Genomic DNA, 20,941 nt, shown 5'->3' on the forward strand with positions numbered 1-20,941 from the left:
CAGTGGACATTGTTCGTGTGGGGTCGGTACGCTCCCAGTGAAGTCGCCGTGCCACGTCGAGACGAAAGGAATCAAGACCCCATGAGACGACTGTTGTTCCTTGTCGCCGCGTTCGTTGCATTCATCGGGACCTCGCCCGCGTCAGCCCAGACGCTGCAATGGGCCAGGGGCCTGTCGGGAAACAACTCGAACATCGAGCACCTGGAGGTAGGTAGCAGCGGCTCTGTATACATCACGGGCGAATTCTACGGCACGTCTGACTTCGACCCGGGCACGGGCACGGCGAACCTGACGAGCGTCGGGACGTCGGATTGTTTCATTGCCCGGTATGACGCGAGCGGGAACTACCTCTGGGCGAAGCGCATCAGTGGCAGCGACACGGAGTACGCGTTTGGCCTGGCCGTTGACAGCGCGGGAAGCGTCTACGTCGGAGGCTACTTCCGGGGGACGGTCTCCTTCGACGCGTCCACCACGCTGACCAACAGCGGCAGCTATCCCAACCCCTTCATCGCGAAGTATGACGCCTCGGGCAATCTCGTCTGGGCCCGGGGACTGCTGGGCTCCGGCAGCGGCTACCTGCGCGGGTTGCGCCTCGACAGCTCCAGCAACGTGGTGGTGACGGGAACGTTCATCGGCACGCTCGACTTCAATCCATCCACCGCGACGCTGAACCTGACGTCCAGCAGCAACTACAACCTCTTCCTGGCGAAGTACTCGTCCGCGGGCAACGTCGTCTGGGCCAAGATGCTCGACTCCTCGGACGGCATCTACTTCCCCAGCCTCGTGCTGGACTCCAGCGGGAATCTCTATCTCGCGGCGGGCTTCTCGGGCTCCCTGGACGCGGACCCGGACAGCGGTACCGTATGGGTCTCCGGCACGCCCTCGGCCTCCGGCCCCACCAGCTTCTTCCTGGGCAAGTACACGTCGAGCGGCACCCTGACCTGGGCGCGCGGCATCGTGGGCGCGGGCAGCGACGACTTCGGCGTGGGCAGCGGGATTGCCGTGGATGGCAGCGGCAACGTCATCGTCACCGGCTACTTCACGGGGACGGCCAACTTCGGCTCACAGAGCCTGACGTCGTTCGGGAACTGGGATGCCTTCGTCGCGAAGTACTCGTCCACCAACGCGGCGCTGTGGGCCGTGCAGCTGGGCGGCGCCGGCGCGGACGTCGGCAGCGGCGTCGTGGTGGACGGCTCGGGCTCCATCTATGTCCTGGGCTCCTTCTACGACTCCGGGGACTACCACCCGAGCCCGAGCGCGACGGTGACGCTCACGCACCTGGGCGCCGCGGGCTACACGGGGGACACGTTCCTGGAGAAGCTCGGCTCCGATGGCTCCTACCAGTGGGCCTACGCGCTCAACAGCTCGGCGGATGACCTTATGAAGGACATCACGCTGGATGGCTCGGGCAACCTCTACGTCAATGGCCTCACCCACGGCTCGGTCGACTTCGACGTGGGCAGCGCCACGGCCTACGCGACGGGAGGCGTGGCCGCGAAGTATTCCGTGGGCTCGGGCTCCACCAGCGGCCTGGTTCCTCCCATGACCAGCGGCACGACTCCCTCCGGAGCCGTGACGTCCAGCGGCACCTACTCCTCGGGCTACGAGGCCTACAAGGTCTTCGACGGGAACACCGGCACCCTCTGGCTCTCCAACTCGAATACCTCCTCGGTATGGATTGGCTATGAGTGGGGCGGTGGAACGCAGAAGACCGTGACGTCGTATGACGTCCGGTACAACAACGGGAGCTGCTGCGAGCAGCGCGGGCCCAAGAACTGGACCCTCCAGGGATGGAATGGCTCGTCGTGGATTACCGTCGACACGGTGACCAACCAGACGGGCTGGTATGCGAACTACTACCGGACCTACACGGTCGACTCGCCCGGGAGCTATCTCTCGTATCGCCTGCTCATCACGGCGGACAACTACAACAGCACGACGTACCCCATCACCCTCGTGTCCATCGCGTCGATTCAGTTCTACTGAGCGGCGAGCGCGCATCCGGCCCGTGCATGCCCAGCACGGGCCGGACCGTCCCCGCCTCGCCGCACAGCGAGCAGAGTCCTTCCAGCGGCCCGCACGGCTTGTAGAGTGGGTGTGCTGTTTGCGCATCCTGGCGTCGGTGGAGAGGACGGCATGGTCGACGTGGCATCGGACCTGGCTCCGGAGTGGCGGGCCTGGCTGGCGGAGAACCTGGTGTTGGGCGTGGCGCCGGAGACGCTGGAGCGCACGCTGCTCCAGGCGGGCTTCGCGGCGGAGCGCGTGCGGGCCGAGGTGGCCTCCGTCCAGCAGCACCCCGCGGTGGAGCAGGGGAGGCTGCGCGCGGCGGGGCACGGGCGGCTCCGCGCACTGCTCGACACGCGCGTGGCGCTGCACCGGCAGTCGGGGTGGCACCAGCGCCTGGAGCGCCGCCGCAACGTGTCCGCGCGGGAGCTCATGGAGCGCTACTACCTCGCGCACCGGCCCGTCATCCTGGAGGACTTCATGGGGGGCTGGCCCGCCCTGGAGCGCTGGCGGCCGGAGGCGCTGGCGTCGCGCTTCGGTGACGTGGAGGTGGAGGTCATGGCGGGCCGTGAGTCCCGTGTGGACCACGATTTGGACCCGGACGCCTGCCGCACGGTGATGCGCTTCGGCGAGTTCATCCGCCGGTTGCTGGAGGGGGGCCCCTCCAATGACCTGTACCTCACGGCCCGCAACTTCGCGCTGGAGCGCGCGGAGCTGCGCTCGCTGCTGGAGGACGTGCGCTACCCGCCGGGGGTGCTGCGCCAGACGGAGCTCGTGGGGGCGGTGAAGCTGTGGGTAGGGCCCCAGGGCACGCGGACGGCGATGCACCATGATTTGGGCACCGTGTTCTTCGGACAGATTCACGGGCGCAAGCGCTTCCGGCTGATTCCGTCGTTCCAGACGCACTGCATGTACAGCCACCGCGAGGTCTGGAGTCAGGTGGACGCGGATGCGCCGGATCTGGAGCGCTTCCCCGCGTACCGGGAGGCGGAGGTGCTGGAGGCGGTGGTGGGGCCCGGGGAGATGTTGCTCATCCCCGCGGGCTGGTGGCACCAGGTGCTCTCGCTCGACGTCAGCGTGTCCGTCACCTTCCAGGAGTTCGACGTCCCGGGAGGCAACACGTGGTGGAGGCTGCGATGAGGCGGCTGCTCACTTCTTCAGCGGCGGCGTGGTGGGCGGGGGAGTGGGCGCCTTGCGCTCGGTCTCCGGATGCGAGTGGCTGCCCGGGTTGGGGACAATCGCTTCCCGGCGGATGGTGGGGGGATTGGGGGGAGGGTTCGGCACGATCTTCGGGAGCGGCTCGTTCTTCGTCATCGACTTCTCCACGACCATGGGGGGGACGGCCTTGGTGGTATACCGCACCCCGCGCGTGATTCGGCCGGAGGAGAATGCCTCGCACACAAGACGTGCATGGCTGGCGGAGAACCTGTCGCGCGGAGTGCCGCCGCGCCGGCTCGTCGCGCTCCTGTGTGACTCTGGCGCCACGCCCGAGGAGGCCCACGCGGAGGTGACGTCCGTCGCGGAGCATCCCGCCGTCATCCAGGCGCGCGCCCGGATGGCGCGGCACCGCGAAATGGAGACGCTGCTGGCGTCGAGGGCCGCGCTCTACCGGCAACAACAGACATGCGAGGACGGCCCTCGGGTGGAGCGGGTTCGGGGCCTGTCTCCGGAGGCGTTCTTCGAGCGCTACTACCACCGCAACCGGCCCGTCATCGTCGAGGGATTGATGGCGGACTGGCCTGCACTGTCTCGCTGGTCGCCGGAGTGGCTCGCGGAGCGCTTCGGCGACGAGCCGGTGGAGGTCATGGCGGGGCGCGAGTCGGACACGGACCCGGACTTCAACGCGGAGCGGCTGCGGCGCTCCCTGCCGCTGCGCGAATTGGTGGCCCGCATGCGCGGCGGCGGCGAGACGAACGACGTGTACCTCGTGGCGCGCAACAGCCTGCTCTTGCGCGAGGCTTTCCGCCCGCTGCTGGACGACATCCGGGCTCCGGCGGGGTACATCCACCCGGACATCGCCGCGCCGCACAGCGTGCACCTGTGGTTCGGTCCGGCGGGCACGCTGTCCAACCTGCACCACGACCACCTCAACGTCCTCTTCTGCCAGGTGCTGGGGCGTAAGCGCTTCTGGCTGATTCCCTCGTGGGAGACGCCGTGGCTCTACAACGACCGCGGCCTCTACAGCGCGGTGGACATCCGCGCGCCGGACGTCGAGCGCTTCCCGGACTTCGCGCGCGCCACGGTGCACACGTGTGAGGTGGGGCCGGGGGATGCGCTGCTCATCCCCGTGGGCTGGTGGCACGCGGTGCAGGCGCTGGATGTGAGTCTTTCCGTGACGTTCGTGTGTTTCGACCGGGATGCCCGGAACGCGGAGTGGCGGGACTACTGGATTGGCCCTCGGCCGGAGAAGGTGGAGTGATGAAGGACGGCAGTGACGGAGTGCTGGCTCCCGAGTGGCGGCGCTGGGTGGTGGAGAACCTGCTGCGGGGCGCGGATGAGGTGGAGCTCGTTTCGGTGCTGGAAGGGGCGGGCGTGGGCGTGGCGGTTGCTCGCGAGGCCGTGCGCGCCGAGATGGCGGACCCGTGCTTCGAGGGGACGCGGAAGGCGCTCGCTCTGAACCGGAAGCTCGAAGGGCTGTTGGACTTGTATGGGGATTTGTATCGGCAGGCGGACGGGCATGAGCGGGTGGACCGGCGGGAATCCCTGTCACGAGAGGAGTTCTTCGACCGGTATTACTTCCAGAACCGCCCGGTGGTGATGCGGGGCACGGTGGTGGAGGCGGCGTCGCTGGAGGCGTGGCGGCCTGAGCGGCTTTCGTCGCCCGGTAGTTCTCGTGACGCGTTGTTGCTGGAGTCGCTGCGGCCTCCCGAGGCCTACGTTCGGCCGGACGCGCGCGCGGGCGGGCCAGTGCTGTCTGTAGAAGAGCAAGAGCTCCAGTCGGAGTCGCGTCCGGTCCGGGAGAACATGCTGCTCTGCCAGGTCCACGGACGGCGGCGGCTTCAGCTCATCCCCGCGTTCGAGCTGCGCCGCATGACAGGGGAGCTCGAGGAGAAGGCCGCGGCAACACGCCTGGAGATTGAATTGGGACCTGGGGAGATGGCCCTGGTCCCCGTGGGGTGGTGGCTTGCGTACCGGGTGGTGGAGGCGAGCACGTCGGTAGCTTTCTTCACGTTCGCGGTGTCCGAGCCCAACGCGAGATGGGCGCAGGAGCCGGCGCCTCCGGAGCCGACACCTCCGCCGTGGCGAAAGAGCAAGTGACGGATTTCCGCGTCGGGCCCGATCTCGTGCGCTGCTGGAGTTCCTGCGCGAGCTGCGTGACTCACATGCGGCCGGATGTGACTCTCTCGGGTTAGAGGGCCCGACTCCCGAGTCCACTGCTTGGAGAGGAGAACATGAAATACATTTCATCCATCGCCAGCACCCTCCTCGTGGGCATGCTGGCTGCGGGCGTCAGCGGAGCCGCGGCGGCCGCCGAAGTGTCCCCCCAGCCGGCGCGGTCCGCCACGTCCGAGGTCATTTCCGCCGAACCGCCATTTCCAAACGACGGTCGGCTCGAAGTCATGCTTTGCGCGACCATATCTCTGGCCGTCAGCCCGGGTGATCCCCTCGAAAAATGCCTTCTCCTTCAAGGCGTGAGCCTGTGGATACATGAAATCAACGAGGGAGAGGCCCATGTGTCCGTGCTGTCGGGTGCCTGCGTCGGCATGACCGGGTGGGTGTTGCTGGAAAGCCTCGCTCCCCCCGGAGGCTGTCAGGGTCCACTCATGTAGCTCTGGCGAAAGAAACTGCATGTCGGTTCTGCCTCCCAGACGCGCAGCCAACCGGCGCGGGTCTGGGACGCCTTCCCTGCCATCTCAGGGTTTTTGCGCTTGTGCCGGACGTAGCCGTCCACGCGGCTTCTCCCTACTCAGTCAAGTGGTTGAAGGAGCCTGAGTACACGGGAGCCTTGGGAAATCCTTGTCGGTATCCGTTGCAATGCCCTTCTGCCACAATCAGTGCCCAGGAGAGCACTCGTGCCAGAACTCAACCAGGGAATCCGATGGGAAGCGAACCTGACCCAGGCGCCAGGCCCGCAGACGGGCGGCTGCATCGCCTACGGCATGCTCATCATCGCCAATGGCTCGGTGCTCATGGGCTTCAACCTGTTCTCTGGAGCACTGGAGTTCAGCCAGACCCTGCCTATCGACCCCCGGGTCATCGTGCCGTTCAACGGCAGGCTGGTCGTCAGCAATGACACGCGGGACAGCCAGCTCTTCGTGTTCAATCACACGAACGGCACGCTGACTCCCTTCGTGTCCATCCGCGGCTCCGTCTCGTGGATGACGGGCTCCGGCCAGACCCTGTACGTGGTCTCGGACCAGGACATCGTCGCGGTGAGCCGGGGGAAGCGGCGGTGGGAGGTGGCGCAGCGCAGAGGGAGCGGAAGCAGCACCCGGCCCGTGTACCATGCCTCGAGCGGCGTCCTCTTCGGCACCGGGCAGGGGGCAGGTATGAGCCCGACCGTCTTCGCCCTGTCACTTCAGAACCTGCGCACTGTCTGGGAGTACGCCGCGGACGCGACCGTGGACGTTCCCATCGCTACGGACGGCCACTCCGTCTACGTGGGGACAGCCCGGCACACCGCTCAGGCACTGGATGCCCGGTCCGGCCAGGTACGGTGGAGGGGCTCACTCCCCGCCAACATCAGCACGGGCCCCGCCGCAGGCCAGCAGCACGTCTACTTCGCCTGTGAGAACAGCCTCGTCTACGTGCTGGACAAGGACACCGGGAAGTCCGTCAACGAGTTCCGCTCCACGCAGGCCGTCACCACGAGCCTGTATGTCAATCCCGTCGACGACATCCTGTACTTCGGCCAGGGGAACTCGCTGTACGCCTACGCCTCGGATACCGGCAACCTGCTCGAGCACGCCCTGGGCTCCTGGTCCAGCGTGCTGGCGGCCCGCGGGAGCGATGTCTTCGTGACCGGCGGCAAGAAGCTCCAGGCGATCCGGTTCGCGGAGGTGCTCAACCAATTCTCCATCGATGCCCAGCTCCTCCAGGACTTCGAGCGGGACGAGTCACAGCCGCTCACCCAGGGCAAAGGACTGAAGAGAATCTCGCGGTATCATACGGACGTCTCCCTCCACTGGCCGGACGGCTCGGCCCTGGCGCAGGAGGAGGTGGTCGTCCACGCCACGGAGCAGGTCTCCCTGAGCATCAATGGCGAGCTCCACCCCGTGGGGCCCAAGTCCTCGGTTCAGGTACGGACGAACGCCCATGGTCAGTTGCGGATCGTCTTTTCCGCCGACAGCATCTCCGCGCCGGGTCTCCTGCTCCGCCCCTCGTTCCTGCTCGAGGGAGAGCAGCTCGTGGTGTACCCGGATCATTCGCTCCACAAGCGCCTCGGCGATGTGGATGAGAATGCGCTGCGGGAGGCCACTGACTTCGAGGGAAACCGGATCCTCACCGGCACCTACCAGGACAAGCCCGAGGCGTGCGCGCACGCGGCGAGCGCCATCCGCAACGCACTGGGCATGGTGCTCGAGGCACGCGACCACAGTGCTCCCACGAAGAAGCGCCAGCTCGACGGCTCTCCGGGAGTGCTCCTCAACGCAGGCGCATTCCTGGTGACCCAGGAAAAGCAGCTCTCCCCTCCGCTGACGCTGCCCGACAACTGGCACCTCAGCCTCGATGATCAGGCTCCGTTCTTCCGCCAGGGCCTCACGGGACAGGAGCTCCAGCAGCGGCGCAACCCCGTGGGACGCGCGGAGCGCTCGTTCACGGGGGACATCTGGGACGCCATCAAGAATCAGGGCGCGAAGGTGAAGGATGCACTCATCGCCTACGCCGACGAGGCTCGGGACCGCATCCAAGCCCTCATGAAGGTCGTCATCGATGGCGTGACCTATTGGGTTGACGCCGTGCTGGACTCCCTCGTGAAGGTCACCCTCCTGGTTCAGGGAATCCTCCAGGAGCTCACCACCGGCATCCAGAAGGCGCTCGAGTGGCTCAGTGCAGCCCTCGACTGGCCGGCCATCCTCGCCACCCACGACGAGCTCAAGGAGACCTTCCGCGGCGCCATGAATCAGGTGAAGCAGGGCCGGTATGTGAGCCAGGCGCGCGGCTTCATCTCCGCACGGCTGGCAGAGATCCGGCAGAACGTCGACACGGCGTTCGACGCCCTGCGCGACAGCATCGGGCAGGACAGCTTCAATACCCGCACCGAGGGCAGGCGGGAGAGCCCCCTGCAGGGCGCACAGGCCTCCTGGCTGCTGTCCCGGACTCAGGAGTCCCTGGCCAGCCAGCGGGTGGAAGACATGAAGCGCTCGGAGGCGACGGACGCCACGTCCATCCGCCTCGACCTGGCCCGGAGCGTTGCCCAGGCGGTCGTGGAGTTCATCAACTCGGTGGCGGGGACCGTCTCGGCGGACCTGCTACGGACCCGGGACCAGCTCGTCCAGGGCTTCACCCACGCCTCGGCCTCCGACCTCCTGGCCAGCTCGCTGGCGGCCCTCCTGACCGTGTTCCAGGGCATCGTCGACCTGGCGCTCGACCTCGCCGGGAGCGTCATCCTCGGCCTCGTCAAGCTGCTGGAGACGCTCATCGAGAACGATGTTCTCCTGGCGCTGCTCGAGCAGGAGCTGCCCATTCCTTTCATCAAGGATCTCTACCGGTACCTGACCAACAATGCGATGACGATGCTCGACGTCATCGCGCTGCTGATCGCGGTTCCGGCGACGCTCCTGGAACCCACCCAGGGAAGGAGCCGTGGCCCGGCCCCCCGGCAATCGATCCGAAAGGCCCATTTTGCCTACTGGGGCTTTCTGGTCTGGGCCATCGTGGACGCCGCGCTGGAGATCCTCGATGCCACCACGCCCAACGCATCAGGGCCGCTCCTGGGCGGCCGCTCGATTGCCCAGACCGAGAACGTGCGCATCCACTTCGGCCTGCAGGTGGCCTTCGGGATTTCCTTTCCCATCTTGATCCAGACGCTCCTGCTGGTGGACCTCTTCGAGGTGCTGGGAACGACCCACCAGGCCTTCGAGCCCAACGCCGTCATCTGGACCTACTCGTCCGTTCCCATCGTCATCGACATCGCCGTCGCGGCGATGAGGTTCTTCGGTGAGGGCGCGTCCCCGGAAGAAAAGGCGTTCGCGCTCGCTCGCTACGAGGTCGGCGGACAAATCATGCTGCTCGCCGTGGGACTGCTGACCTTCTACAGCTTCGGCTACTACATCGACCGGAACGAAGCGTTCCGGAAGGATACGTACACCCTCCTGCTGGCGAGCCTGCCCAACGTCTTCATGCTCACGAAGCTCTTCCGGAATATCCAATACAACGGCATCCCCGTCGGGAGGGTTACCCTGGCCGCCGTGGACGCGGCGCTGAACATCGCAACGGGGACCATCGGCATCCTGACCACGGTGTAGATGCCAGCCTCCAGGACCCACGAAACCCAAGGGAGCCTCTCATGACGACGCAGCGGCAGCCGCCTCGCAGCAAGGTCCTCTCGTTCACTCCGGGGGCCTTGCTGACCTATGACCGACTGGACCAGTTCCCCACCCACTCCCTTACGGTGTGTTGCTGGTTCGCGTGGGTGGAGCCCGACAGGATCGACGAGGACAGCTCCTACGCCACGGATCGCTCCACGGCCACCCTGGTGAACTACGGAGAGGACCCGGAGGGCTTGAGCAACGCCTATCGGCTCATGATCAGCTCTCCGGCGAACCTCCGCGTGTGGTGGAGCAACGGCAGTCTCGGGCCCACCGGGGTCTCCATCGCCGACGGGGACTGGCACCATCTGGCGGTCACCCTGGAGCCGCAGGGTGCGGATCGGTACAAGATCCAGGTCATCAAGGATGGAGAGCCGGCCGCCGAGGCGGCCATCCTCCATGAGGGCAACCACCTTCAGGCCGGGCGTCAGCTCGTCCTCGGGCAGCGCTACGCGGGGGATGCGAACGATCAGTTCCTCGGGGACATGGCGGAATTCACGCTCTGGGATCACGTCCGGTCCATCGAGGACATCCGCCGTGACATGTCCCGCAAGCTGAGCGGCAACGAGCAGGGACTCCGCCTCTACTGGGGACTGGACGAGACTCCTCCCGAGGCCTCGCACGGGAGCCTGCGCTTCATCGACGTCGAGGGAGAGGACCCATTCAAGTGAGTGCCGTGCCAGGTGCAATGCCGATCAGTCAAGGGCGAGAAGGTTCGAGAAGAGCGCGGACGCGTGGGCCCACGCCAGCGCGCGTCGGCATGCGTGGAGGAGGCTGGCCCTGTATGGAGTGGACGGCACGACAGCCCGGGTGCCGGACTCGAAGGAGAACCGGAAGCACTTTGGAGGGCAGGCGGTCGGCCGGGGCGGAGGACTCAGCGGCTACCCCTTGGTGCGGCTTGTCACGCTGATGGCCCGGCGCAGCCACCTGCAGTCTGGCTGCTGGGGTCTCGAACTCCAGGGTCTTGCGGGGACGCTGGTTCAACGGAGCGCCACCGCGTCCAGTTGCCTCTGAGTGAAGAGCTGCCTGCGTCAGAGCCTTGACGACGCTGGTGCTGTCCTTGCCTGCCACCCTCACAAGCATCGTGAAGCGGGAGTGTCGCTCGACGCGCGTGGCGATGTGACTGTTATTCGCTCCAGCCAACAAATACGAGAAGCTCTCGTCGCCTTCATGTGGTGTCGTCGCCTTGGGACGATGCCCGCCGTCGCGGTGAACGACGCCGGCGACGCGGTCATCTGTTGATGGCCATTCCCACGGCAGCCGAACTGTCCAATGCCCCGGCGTTCCAGGGGCTCCTCGCCATCGGCTGACCGTTCAAACCCGACGGGACCTGGTACTGGACGCCTCTCCCGGTCGGTCCCAGCGCGCGTGGGTGGGGACATCACGTGGGCCGCTGCGTGGACTCCCGCGCAGCGGTCTCACGCTCGATTCAGTTCTCCGTCATCCCCACCACTCATCCCAGAGGTTGAAGTCGTTGCCTTCGATGAAGACGTGGGGGCTCTCGCCCGAGGTGGGCGTGTCCTTCACGGTGACCGCACCCATCAGGCCGCGGATGTTCGCGCTCTGGGGCCTGCCCAGGTTGCTCCAGTACCAGTCCGTGCCGCTGGACCAGCGGCACCAGAGGTTGCCGTCACTTCCCGCCAGGAAGACGCTTGGCCTTTGAGGCGAGGTGGGCGTGTCCATCACCGTCACCGCTCCCGCCAGGCCAACCAGGTTCACCCCCTGTGGTTTGCCCATGTTGAGCCAGTTCCAGCCCGAGCCGCTCCACCAGAGGCACCACAGGTTGAAGTCGTTGCCCTCGATGAAGACGTGGGGCCTCTCGCCCGAGGTGGGCGTGTCCTTCACGGTGACCGCGCCCATCAAGCCGCGGATGTTCGCGCTCTGGGGCCTGCCCAGGTTGCTCCAGTACCAGTCCGTGCCGCTGGACCAGCGGCACCAGAGGTTGCCGTCGCTTCCCGCCAGGAAGACGCTTGGCCTTTGCGGCGAGGTGGGCGTGTCCATCACCGTCACCGCCCCCGCCAGGCCAACCAGGTTCACCCCCTGCGGTTTGCCCATGTTGAGCCAGCTCCAGTCCGAGCCGCTCCACCAGAGGCACCACAGGTTGAAGTCGTTGCCCTCGATGAAGACGTGGGGCCTCTCGCCCGAGGTGGGCGTGTCCTTCACGGTGACCGCGCCCATCAAGCCGCGGATGTTCGCGCTCTGGGGCCTGCCCAGGTTGCTCCAGTACCAGTCCGTGCCGCTGGACCAGCGGCACCAGAGGTTGCCGTCGCTTCCCGCCAGGAAGACGCTTGGCCTTTGCGGCGAGGTGGGCGTGTCCATCACCGTCACCGCTCCCGCCAGGCCAACCAGGTTCACCCCCTGCGGTTTGCCCATGTTGAGCCAGTTCCAGCCCGTGCCGCTCCACCAGAGGCACCACAGGTTGAAGTCGTTGCCCTCGATGAAGACGTGGGGCCTCTCGCCCGAGGTGGGCGTGTCCTTCACGGTGACCGCACCCATCCTCGTTCGGAGGTTCGCGGCGGGGGGCTTGCCCAGGTTGCTCCAGTGCCACCGAGCCCCGGGCGTGCCACTCAAGCCGCAGCGCGCCGTGAAGTCATTGTCGAATGTCCGAATCGCTCCGTTGTTGGTGAGCTGCCCACGGACTTTCAGCCAGGTGTCCAGCCGGGGATAGGCTTTCGCCACATCCGCGGCGGTCAGGTCGTTGGACAGGCCCCAGTGCTGGATCCCTCCGTGCGCTCGAGCGGTGTCTTCGAGGCGTTTCAGCAGTGGCACGGTGCTGTCCAAGCCAGCCGCGGCGGCGAATTCAATCGTACAGGTTCGCTCGGACCGGGACTGCGGTGACAGATAGGCCTTGGACCTGCCCTGGAACCGAAGCGAAACCCAGCCGCCCCAGCCGCGGAGATTCTGCGCGTACTCCGCGTCCAGGAGCTCCAACGCGGCATCTACGAAGCCCAGATATGCGTCGGTGGTGGCGTCGAATGCAACCTCCAGCGTCAGTCCTTTCGCCGGCGGCTCGCGTGAGGAGGCCATCACGGTGTGTGCCCAACCGCGCCGTGTCTCCTGCTTGAGCGACTGGAACAGCACGCCCTTGACGACGCCCGGGTACATGTTGGGATTCCCATTGAGCAGGGGCACGGAGAGACTGGCCAGCAGCGAATAGAGGTTCTCCATCGGATCTCCGGCGAGCGGGAAGGTCTTCTCCCTCTGCTTGCGCCGGGTCAGGAAGCAGGGACGTGACCCATCGTCGTGCTTGAACTGACTCACGACCACCTGCAAGGCACGGTGGCCCGCGAAGGGGTCGTCCGCCGTGCCAGTCGACCGCAGCCGGGCCTTCATCGTTTCCCAGTCGAAGTGCTCGCAGGTCGCCTCCAGGTCGTACTGCGGATCCACCTCGACGATGAGGGAATAGATGATCCCCATGCTGCCCATGGACACGAGCACGGAGTTGAACCAGTTGTCGTCGTAATGGATCTGGGTCTCGGGGATGCCCAGTGCCATTGCCAGAGCGGGCCCCCGGGTAATTCCTATCGTCGGCTCAATCCAGTGCTGGACGCCCCCCGGGCCTACCAGGTGGATTGCTCGGATGGTGTCGGGGAGGACGCCTCGGTCGAAGTCCGAACCGTGAACCCCGGTGGAGAGCGCGCCAGCCAGCGACTGGCCGGTGGCGCCGCCCAGGGTCCGCATGGCCCAATCCCTGCTGTCGAGCAGCCTGTTCAGGTCATGAAGCTTGATGCCAGCCTCGACGTGCAACAGCCGGAGCCCCGCGCCGGCGTCGTTCAATACGCTCGGGCTCGCGCTCAATACATCGGTCAAGACCCTGTTGAGCTGGTCTGTCTCCACCAAATAGGCGTCATCGCGGGTGGGCACGGCCACGTCTGAGTTGGACCAGGAGCTCCCGACGGCCCGCACCCGGCGGCCACTCCGCTCTGCTTCCTGTACCTCCGTGACCAGCTCCCGGAGGCTGTCCGGCCGGCAGCGTCCGGCAACGGGGATGGGACCGTGGTTGCCGGGCCAGTTGGTCCAGGGTTCATGGCTGGCGTTCTCCAGCCCGCCTCCTGGCCATTGCTGCAGGGAATTATCCGGGCCACGAACGAAGACCTCGATCTGGTTCGGGGCGCGAGCCACCGCGCTCACATCGCCCGCTGGCAGGTTGTTGCCGAAGGAGTCGGGACCGCTCCAGCGGGTGCCATGCCATTGCCAGCGAACCAGGCGGCCCTCCCCGGAGATGCCGAAGACATCCAGTTGGTTGGGGGCATGGGACACCGCGCTGACCGTCCCGGGGACGAGATTTCCACCCAAGGACTCTGGGGGGCTGAACGTGCCGCCGTCCCACCACCAATGCAGGAGGGGGTTGTTATTCCCACCTCCGCGCGCGGCGGCGAAGACGTCCAGCCGGCCAGGGCCCCAGGAGACGGCGCTCACCCCCTCGGCAGGCAGATTCCCGCCGCGCTCCGCCACGTTCCAGAACGGAGAGAGGGTCGCATCCCACCACCAGTGCCAGAGGTGATTGCCGGCTCCGGCGGCGAACACATCCAGACGCCCTGGCCGGGGAGAGACAGCGGCGACAGGGACGGGTTGCAGGTTCGCGACGGCCGGGAGCTGAACCGGAGGGCTCCAGCGCATTCCATCCCAATGCCACCAGTTCGGGGTGTTGCCCTGGCCCGCGGCAAAGACGTCGATGTTGTTGGGCCCCGCGCAGACCGCGGCGACGGGCACCGGGTGCAGGTTCGCGCCGGTTGGGAGCGGCCCGCGTGTCAGCCACATCGTCCCGTTCCATTGCCACCACCAGGGGGTGTTGCCGGCGGGACTTGCCACGAAGACATCCAGGATGTTCGGCGCCGACGACACGGCGCAGATGCCTTCCGCGGGAACGGGCCCCCACTGGAGGTCTGCTTTCCTCCACGCATCACCATTCAACTGCCAGTGCGCTATTTTGTACGCACCCTGTTCCGAGACAACAGCGACAACGTCGGTGCGCCCGGGAGCGCACGAGGTGGCGCTGGGGGCACCAGCGAGCGAGCTTCCAAGTGATTTCATGAGGACGGCCCCCCCTCGAGCCACGAGCCTGATTCCTCGTCTCGGGACTTGTTCAAGCCAACGGTCTGCATGTCCCCACGGGGGCGCAATCACTGGCACAGGCACGAGGCCATGCACGCTCATCAGGGAGGAAGGTTCACGCCGGTCCGTGTCCAAACCCGGGCCGGCGGACGGGACTGAGGGCGGAGTTCGGCCCTGTGCTGTGTCAGCCCTCCGCGCGCTACGCCGAGCGCCCGAACGAATAGCAGGTGGACGGCGGGGTATTCCTCCCCACCCTCGTCCTGACGGCATGTACCGAAGTCGAGGACCTGGAGCTGGCTCTGGCGACCGGCGCCAACGACGTCGTCCCCAAGCCCTGCTCCGCATGGAGTTGCTCGCGCGGGTGTGCACGCTGACGCGTGTGCGCGCCCAGGCAGAGGCGTTGCGCGAGCGGGAGGTGGCGCTGCGCGACGGCCAGGCCGCCCTGCGCGCGAGTCACGACTTCGTACCTCCTCGCCATGCCACGTGACGAGGAGAGGGGTACACTCCACTGCCGGTGGATTTCATCCGCCATCCCACCGATGCGCGGAGTCTGCCAACCACGGGGGAAACATGGGCGCGCGAAGCACTGTCGAGCGATGGCTGGAGCGCATCGAAGTCAGCCTCAGCGTAGGCGTGACCATCGGCACGGCCTTCGTTGCCGTGCTCGGGCTCGCAGCGTTCCTCTTGGCAATTGTGCGCAGGGGGCTCCTGGCGGGAGCCTTCGACGCTGTCGCCATCGCGCACCTGCTCGATGTTGGGTTGGTGGTGTTCATCGCGCTCGAGCTCTTCAAGATTGGAATCGCACATCTACGCAACCGCAGCATCGTGCCAACGGTGATGGAGGCCGCGCTGATTGCGGTCGTCAGAAAGATTGTGGTGATGGAGCTCGACGCGGAAAATCTTCCGAAGGTCCTGCCCCTCTCGCTGCTCCTTCTGTCCGTCGGCGCCACCTGGTTCCTGGTCCATCGGCTCCACGCCAGCGATGGCCCTGATTCGAACCGCGAATAGACGGCGAAGCCGCGTCCCGATCGAGTCCCTCGGACGCCCACATCAGGTCCGCGTCAGAGCACGGGCGCCACCCGCCCTGACTGCGAGCTCCTTGGCCACGTCGATGAAGAGTCGCAAGGGTCCCGAGCGCTGCGCGCGGCTGGGGAAGTAGAGAAAGAAGCCGGGAACGCTGGGGGAGTACTCCTCGAGCACCCGCACGAGCCGCCCGTCGCGCAGCGCCTCCTCCACGGCCGGCTCGAAGGCATACGCAAGCCCCTGGCCCTGCTCCACCAAGCTCTGCATCAGCTGACGGCTGTTGGTGACGACGCCGCCGCGCACCGGCACCCGCCAGTTGCGCTTCCCGCGCTCGAGCTCCCAGGCGTAGAGCGCCCCGCTCGAGGGGATGCGGATGGTGAAGCACTCGTGGCGCAGCAGGTCCTCGGGCTTCCGGGGCGTGCCGTGCTTCTCGAGGTAGGCGGGGGCGGCCACCACCACGAAGCGGAAGGCCTCCGTGAGGCGCACCTGCACCATGTCGCGCTCGATGGCCTCGTGCAGGCGCACGCCTGCGTCGTAGCCCTCCGCGACGATGTCCACGAAGCGGTTCTCCGCGACGACCTCCACCTCCACCCGCGGGTGACGCGCGCGGAAGGCGGGCAGCACCGGCGCGATGACAAAGGGGACCGCAATCTCGGGCACCGTCAGCTTCAGCCGGCCCACCGCCTCACCCGGACCCGCCGACACCTCCTGCAGGGAGGCGAGCGCTTGCCCGAGGCCAGGGCCCGCGCCCTCGAGCAGCCGACGTCCCGCCTCCGTGAGCGCCATACTCCGGGTCGTGCGGGTGAAGAGCGTCACGCGCAGCTGCTCCTCGAGGTGCCGCACGGACTGGCTCACCGCTGCCGGCGAGATGCCCAGCTCGCGCGCCGCGGCGCTGAAGCTCTGCCGTAGGGCCACGACGAGGAACGTCTGCAGGTGCGGCAGGAGGTTGGTCTTCACCGAGAGCGTCCTCCCAAGCGCACGAACGAATGCTTCACCGGAGCATGGCGCCTCAGGCGCCGCCATTCCGCGGTCTTAGCAGGGGCCATTTTAAATCGCAGCTTCAAGGCCCTTCGCCCATTGGCCGTCTGGTGGCGCGCACCGGGCAGCGCTACTTCTCTTCGCGTCGGATGCGGGGCCCGCACAAGTGGCGCCCGCCAGGCGCCGCGCGCACGGACGCGCTGAGAAGGCTGGACCATGAGCACCAAGAACCCCTCACTTACCCTCAACAACGGCGTGCGGATGCCGGCCCTCGGCCTGGGCGTCTTCCAGAGCCCGCCGGCCGAGACCGCGGCGGCCGTCGAGGCGGCCATCCGGACTGGCTACCGCCTCATCGACACCGCCGCCGCGTACGGCAACGAGCGCGAGGTGGGCGAGGGACTCCGCCGCTCCGGCCTCGCCCGCGACGACGTCTTCATCGAGACCAAAGTCTGGATTAGCGACTACGGCTACGACGCCACCCTGCACGCCTTCGACAAGAGCGCCCGCAAGCTCGGCGTCGAACGGCTCGACCTGCTCCTCCTGCACCAGCCGCTGTCGTCGGATTTCCAGCGCACCCTCGACGCGTACCGCGCGCTCGAGACGCTGCTCGCACACGGCCGGGTGCGTGCCATCGGTGTGAGCAACTTCATGCCCGGGCACCTCGAGCGTCTGCTGGGCGTGGCGAAGGTCGTGCCCGCCGTGAACCAGATTGAGGTGCACCCCTACTTCCAGCAGGCGGAGCTGCAGCGCCTGCACGCGAAGCACGGGATTCTCACCCAGGCGTGGTCACCCATTGGCGGCATCACCGCCTACTTCGGGGGCAAGGAGCGGACCTCCTTCAACGACCCGACGCTGCTCGCCATCGGGCGCGAGCACGGCAAGTCGGCCGCCCAGGTGATGCTGCGCTGGCACCTGCAGCAGGGCCGCTCGGCGATTCCCAAGTCCGTCAAGCCCACCCGCATCGCCGAGAACTTCGACGTCTTCGGCTTCGCGCTCACGCGCGAGCAGTTGGCCGCCATCGACGCGCTCGAGACCGGCGCCCGCGGGGGCCCGGACCCGGACAGCATCACCCTCGCCAACTACGGCCGTGCCATCCCCGAGGCATGAGGACCGAGTCATGGACCCGAACTCTCGATGCGCTGTGCGCGAAGACCTCGAAGCTTGGACTTCCCCCCGCAGTGAGGAGGCCGTAGCTCATGGCACAGGACCGTAAGAACAAGATGGGCCGTCGCTCCTTCCTGCTGTCGGCAGGCGCGTTGGGGGCGGCTCCCCTGCTGGGGTGCGCGGCCTCCCAAGCCTCTGGGGCGGCGGCAACGTCGCGCAGGCCCGCTGCTCCCTCGGAGCTCGGCCGGCGCCGGCTCGGCAAGCTGGAGGTCTCCAGCGTCGGCCTGGGCGTGCAGAACATGAGCCGCACGTACCAGACGACGGTCCCGCACCGGCCCGAGATGCACAACATCATCCGGACGGCCTTCGACCGGGGCGTCACCTTCTTCGACGCGGCCGAGGCCTACGGTCCGCACGAGGTCGAGCGCATCTTGGGCGAGGGCGTCGCGCCATTCAGGGACAAGGTCGTCATCGCCACCAAGTTCGGCTGGAACATCGACCCGGAGACGGGCGCGCGGCGCCCTGGCCTCAACAGCCGCCCCGAGCACATCCAGTTGGTGGTGGAGGGCATGCTCAGGCGCCTGCGCACCGACCGCATCGACCTGCTCTACCAGCACCGGGTCGACCCGTCGGTCCCCATCGAGGACGTCGCCGGGGCAATCCAGGAGCTCATGGCCCAGGGGAAGGTCCTGCACTGGGGCCTGTCGGAGATGGGGCCAGGCACGCTTCGGCGCGCGCACGCCGCGCTCCCCGTGAGCGCCGTGCAGAACGAGTACTCGATGCTGTGGCGCGGCCCCGAGGCGGAGGTGCTCCCGCTCTGCGAGGAACTGGGCATCGGCTTCGTGCCGTGGAGCCCACTGGGCGTGGGGTTCCTCACGGGGGCCATCGACGCGAACACGCGCTTCGCGCCCGGGGACATCCGCGGCGTCGAGTCCCGCTTCTCTCCGGAGAACCTGCCGCACAACCTGGCCCTCGTCGACGTGGTGAAGCGCTGGGCCGAGCGCAAGCGCGCCACGCCCGCCCAGGTCGCCCTGGCCTGGCTCATGGCGCAGAAGCCCTGGATTGTCCCCATCCCCGGGACGACGCAGATGGCGCACATGCTCGACAACATCGGCGCGGCGGACGTGCGCTTCACGCCGGCGGAGCTCAGCGAGCTGAACCGTGACGTCTCGGCCGTGGACGTCCGCGGCGCCCGGCTCCCGGAGCAGGTGCAGGTCTTCTCGGGCGTCGAGGCGCCCCCGAGAAGGTAGCGCCCATGGCACATCCCGAGGACGACCCATGAATCGACCGACCTTCACCGCGGCGCTTCTCCCGCTCCTCCTGACCGCGGCCTGCGCCCACACGAACAAGGCGAGTGCTGCCCCGGTGGTTCAGGCGCCTCCGGGCGACGGTGCACAGTCGCTCCAGATTGCCCGTGCCGGCTCGCAGCCCTCGCGCGAGGGGCCCGCCGAGAACTTCACCGGGGCCGTGCGCGTGGACCCGCTCTTCCAGGCGAAGGCCCCGGCGCGCGCCTCGGGCGCTGCCGTCACCTTCGAGCCGGGGGCCCGGTCCGCCTGGCACACCCACCCGCTGGGCCAGAGCCTCTACGTGATTGAGGGCGTGGGCCGGGTGCAGCGCTGGGGCGACCCTGTCGAAGAGATTCGCAAGGGGGATGTCGTCTGGATTCCTCCCGGGCAGAAGCACTGGCACGGCGCCGCGCCCGACAGCCGGATGACCCACGTCGCCGTGTCGGAGCACCTCGAGGGCAAGTCCGTCGACTGGATGGAGAAGGTGACCGATGCCGAGTACGGCGCGCCGGCCACCGCGCGGCCGGCCACCCCGGTACAGGCCGGCGCCGCCAGCCAGCCCTCCCGGGCGCAGCAGCTGTTCGGCGACATCTCTCCGAAGATGGTGGAGCTCACGGACGGCGTGCTCTTCGGCGACATCTGGGAGCGGCCGGGGCTCGCCAAGCGGGACCGCAGTCTGGTGACGGTCAGCGCCCTCATCGCGATGAACCGCCCGGACCAGCTCCGGAGCCATTTCGCCCTCGCGCGCACGAACGGCGTCACGCGCGAGGAGCTCATCGAGACCATCACCCACCTGGCTTTCTACGCGGGCTGGCCGAGCGCGGTGACGGCGCTCGGCGTCGCGAAGGAAGTCTTCGACGGCAAGAAGTGACGCTGCGCCGCTCGCCTGCCGCCAAACGACCCAAGAAGGGCTGAAGCCATGAACCTCAAGAAGCGCATCCCCCTCGTCCTCGCCCTGAGTGCGCTCGCGACCTCGTGCGCCTCGACCCCTTCGGCCGGCGCGTCGGCGGCGTCGTCAGGGCTCACCCTGAAGGAACAAGGAAGCTTCGCCGTGGGCGGCACCGTCGTGACGGCCCCGGGGACCTTCGACTCGCGTCGGCCCTCGGCCGAGGGCGCGACGCTGCACGGAGACCACGCGTACGTCTTCTACCAGGTGCCGGCCGATGCCCGCCCGCTGCCGCTCGTGTTCTGGCACGGCGCCGGTCAGTCCTCGAAGACGTGGGAGACGACGGCGGACGGCCGCGAGGGCTTCCAGACGCTCTTCCTGCGGCGCCGCTTTCCGGTCTACCTGGTGGACCAGCCACGGCGCGGCAAGGCGGGTCGTAGCACCGTGCCGACGACAGTCCCGGCCACGCCGGACGACCAGACCTGGTTCGGCATGTTCCGCATCGGCGTATGGCCGGACTACTTCCCCGGTGTGCAGTTCCCGCGGGAGCCGGCGGCGCTCGAGCAGTACTTTCGCGCGATGACGCCCAACACCGGGCCCTTCGATGCGGAGGTGAACGCACGCGCCGTTTCCGCGCTCTTCGACCGCATCGGCCCCGGCGTCCTCGTCACGCACTCGCAGGGTGGCGGCCCCGGCTGGCTTGTTGCGATGCGCAACCCGAAGGTGCGGGCGGTCGTCTCGTACGAGCCGGGCAGCGGCTTCGTCTTCCCGGAGGGCGAGGTGCCAGCGCCCATGCCCAGCCTCACCGGCGCGCTCGAGGCCACGGGCGTTTCGATGGAGCGCTTCCTCGCGCTGACCCGGATACCCATCGTCCTCTACTTCGGGGACAACATCCCGGAGGAGCCGTCGCCCATCCCCGGCCAGGACAACTGGCGCGTGCGGCTCGCGATGGCGCGCCTGTGGCGCGACGCGGTGAACCGGCACGGCGGCAGTGTCACCCTCGTCCACCTGCCCGAGCTCGGCATCCGAGGGAACACCCACTTCCCGTTCTCCGACACCAACAACGTGCAGATTGCCGACCTCCTCTCGAAGTTCCTCGCCGACAAGGGCCTGGACTGAGTTGCTGAGGCAGT

General features: G+C 67.5%; 16 protein-coding genes and 1 pseudogene. 13 read left to right on the forward strand and 4 right to left on the reverse strand.

What is annotated here, in order from left to right; genetic code table 11:
• Positions 1 to 81: 81 nt before the first annotated feature.
• Both ACVTJA_RS20775 and ACVTJA_RS20780 read left to right on the forward strand, forming a co-directional pair.
• Entirely contained in the window at positions 82 to 1,986 is a 1,905-nt protein-coding gene (locus ACVTJA_RS20775) for an SBBP repeat-containing protein (protein ID WP_465838547.1), read from the forward strand.
• 150 nt (positions 1,987 to 2,136) lie between these two features.
• On the forward strand, positions 2,137 to 3,144 hold the full coding sequence (locus tag ACVTJA_RS20780) for a cupin-like domain-containing protein (RefSeq protein WP_465838548.1): 1,008 nt from the start codon (positions 2,137 to 2,139) through the stop codon (positions 3,142 to 3,144).
• Positions 3,145 to 3,153: 9 nt separating this feature from the next.
• Here ACVTJA_RS20780 and ACVTJA_RS20785 read toward each other — a convergent pair whose 3' ends face one another.
• Positions 3,154 to 3,318 carry a hypothetical protein gene (locus tag ACVTJA_RS20785; protein ID WP_465838549.1) on the reverse strand — a complete coding sequence of 55 codons (165 nt, stop codon included), beginning with the start codon at positions 3,316 to 3,318 and terminating at the stop codon, positions 3,154 to 3,156.
• 55 nt (positions 3,319 to 3,373) lie between these two features.
• On the opposite strand from ACVTJA_RS20785, the gene ACVTJA_RS20790 reads away from it, so the two are divergent.
• The 5 genes from ACVTJA_RS20790 to ACVTJA_RS20810 all read left to right on the forward strand — a co-directional run bounded on the left by ACVTJA_RS20790 (position 3,374) and on the right by ACVTJA_RS20810 (position 10,147).
• Entirely contained in the window at positions 3,374 to 4,423 is a 1,050-nt protein-coding gene (locus ACVTJA_RS20790) for a cupin-like domain-containing protein (protein ID WP_465838551.1), read from the forward strand.
• Positions 4,423 to 5,262 carry a hypothetical protein gene (locus tag ACVTJA_RS20795; RefSeq protein ID WP_465838552.1) on the forward strand — a complete coding sequence of 280 codons (840 nt, stop codon included), beginning with the start codon at positions 4,423 to 4,425 and terminating at the stop codon, positions 5,260 to 5,262. Before ACVTJA_RS20790 ends, ACVTJA_RS20795 begins: the two co-directional genes overlap by 1 nt.
• Before the next feature lie 134 nt (positions 5,263 to 5,396).
• Entirely contained in the window at positions 5,397 to 5,774 is a 378-nt protein-coding gene (locus ACVTJA_RS20800; RefSeq protein WP_465838554.1) for a hypothetical protein, read from the forward strand.
• A 243-nt stretch (positions 5,775 to 6,017) separates the two neighbouring features.
• Complete coding sequence (locus ACVTJA_RS20805) at positions 6,018 to 9,413, forward strand: outer membrane protein assembly factor BamB family protein (RefSeq protein ID WP_465838556.1); 3,396 nt, start codon at positions 6,018 to 6,020, stop codon at positions 9,411 to 9,413.
• A gap of 41 nt (positions 9,414 to 9,454) precedes the next feature.
• A complete protein-coding gene (locus ACVTJA_RS20810) occupies positions 9,455 to 10,147 on the forward strand; it encodes a LamG domain-containing protein (RefSeq protein WP_465838558.1) in 693 nt (230 codons plus the stop codon).
• A gap of 28 nt (positions 10,148 to 10,175) precedes the next feature.
• On the opposite strand, the pseudogene ACVTJA_RS20815 reads toward ACVTJA_RS20810, so the two are convergent.
• Positions 10,176 to 10,622: pseudogene (locus ACVTJA_RS20815) on the reverse strand (hypothetical protein); the annotation flags it as partial.
• 294 nt (positions 10,623 to 10,916) lie between these two features.
• Positions 10,917 to 14,288: a DUF8189 domain-containing protein gene (locus tag ACVTJA_RS20820; protein ID WP_465838559.1), complete on the reverse strand. Its 3,372-nt coding sequence runs from the start codon at positions 14,286 to 14,288 to the stop codon at positions 10,917 to 10,919.
• Positions 14,289 to 14,874: 586 nt separating this feature from the next.
• On the opposite strand from ACVTJA_RS20820, the gene ACVTJA_RS20825 reads away from it, so the two are divergent.
• Both ACVTJA_RS20825 and ACVTJA_RS20830 read left to right on the forward strand, forming a co-directional pair.
• Complete coding sequence (locus ACVTJA_RS20825; RefSeq protein ID WP_465838561.1) at positions 14,875 to 15,018, forward strand: hypothetical protein; 144 nt, start codon at positions 14,875 to 14,877, stop codon at positions 15,016 to 15,018.
• Between the two features lie 83 nt (positions 15,019 to 15,101).
• Complete coding sequence (locus tag ACVTJA_RS20830) at positions 15,102 to 15,539, forward strand: phosphate-starvation-inducible PsiE family protein (protein WP_465838562.1); 438 nt, start codon at positions 15,102 to 15,104, stop codon at positions 15,537 to 15,539.
• A 42-nt stretch (positions 15,540 to 15,581) separates the two neighbouring features.
• On the opposite strand, the gene ACVTJA_RS20835 is transcribed toward ACVTJA_RS20830, so the two are convergent.
• Positions 15,582 to 16,511: a LysR family transcriptional regulator gene (locus ACVTJA_RS20835; RefSeq protein ID WP_465838564.1), complete on the reverse strand. Its 930-nt coding sequence runs from the start codon at positions 16,509 to 16,511 to the stop codon at positions 15,582 to 15,584.
• Between the two features lie 237 nt (positions 16,512 to 16,748).
• Here ACVTJA_RS20835 and ACVTJA_RS20840 point away from each other — a divergent pair, with 237 nt between their 5' ends.
• The 4 genes from ACVTJA_RS20840 to ACVTJA_RS20855 all read left to right on the forward strand — a co-directional run bounded on the left by ACVTJA_RS20840 (position 16,749) and on the right by ACVTJA_RS20855 (position 20,927).
• Entirely contained in the window at positions 16,749 to 17,639 is an 891-nt protein-coding gene (locus tag ACVTJA_RS20840; protein WP_465838565.1) for an aldo/keto reductase, read from the forward strand.
• A gap of 89 nt (positions 17,640 to 17,728) precedes the next feature.
• On the forward strand, positions 17,729 to 18,886 hold the full coding sequence (locus ACVTJA_RS20845; RefSeq protein WP_465838567.1) for an aldo/keto reductase: 1,158 nt from the start codon (positions 17,729 to 17,731) through the stop codon (positions 18,884 to 18,886).
• A 28-nt stretch (positions 18,887 to 18,914) separates the two neighbouring features.
• Positions 18,915 to 19,793, forward strand: coding sequence for a (R)-mandelonitrile lyase (locus ACVTJA_RS20850; protein WP_465838569.1), 879 nt, complete (start codon positions 18,915 to 18,917; stop codon positions 19,791 to 19,793).
• A gap of 48 nt (positions 19,794 to 19,841) precedes the next feature.
• Positions 19,842 to 20,927 (forward strand): alpha/beta hydrolase, encoded by a 1,086-nt coding sequence (locus ACVTJA_RS20855; protein ID WP_465838571.1) that lies wholly within the window; start codon positions 19,842 to 19,844, stop codon positions 20,925 to 20,927.
• Positions 20,928 to 20,941: the final 14 nt, after the last annotated feature.

The organism is Pyxidicoccus sp. M6 (genome assembly GCF_055568925.1).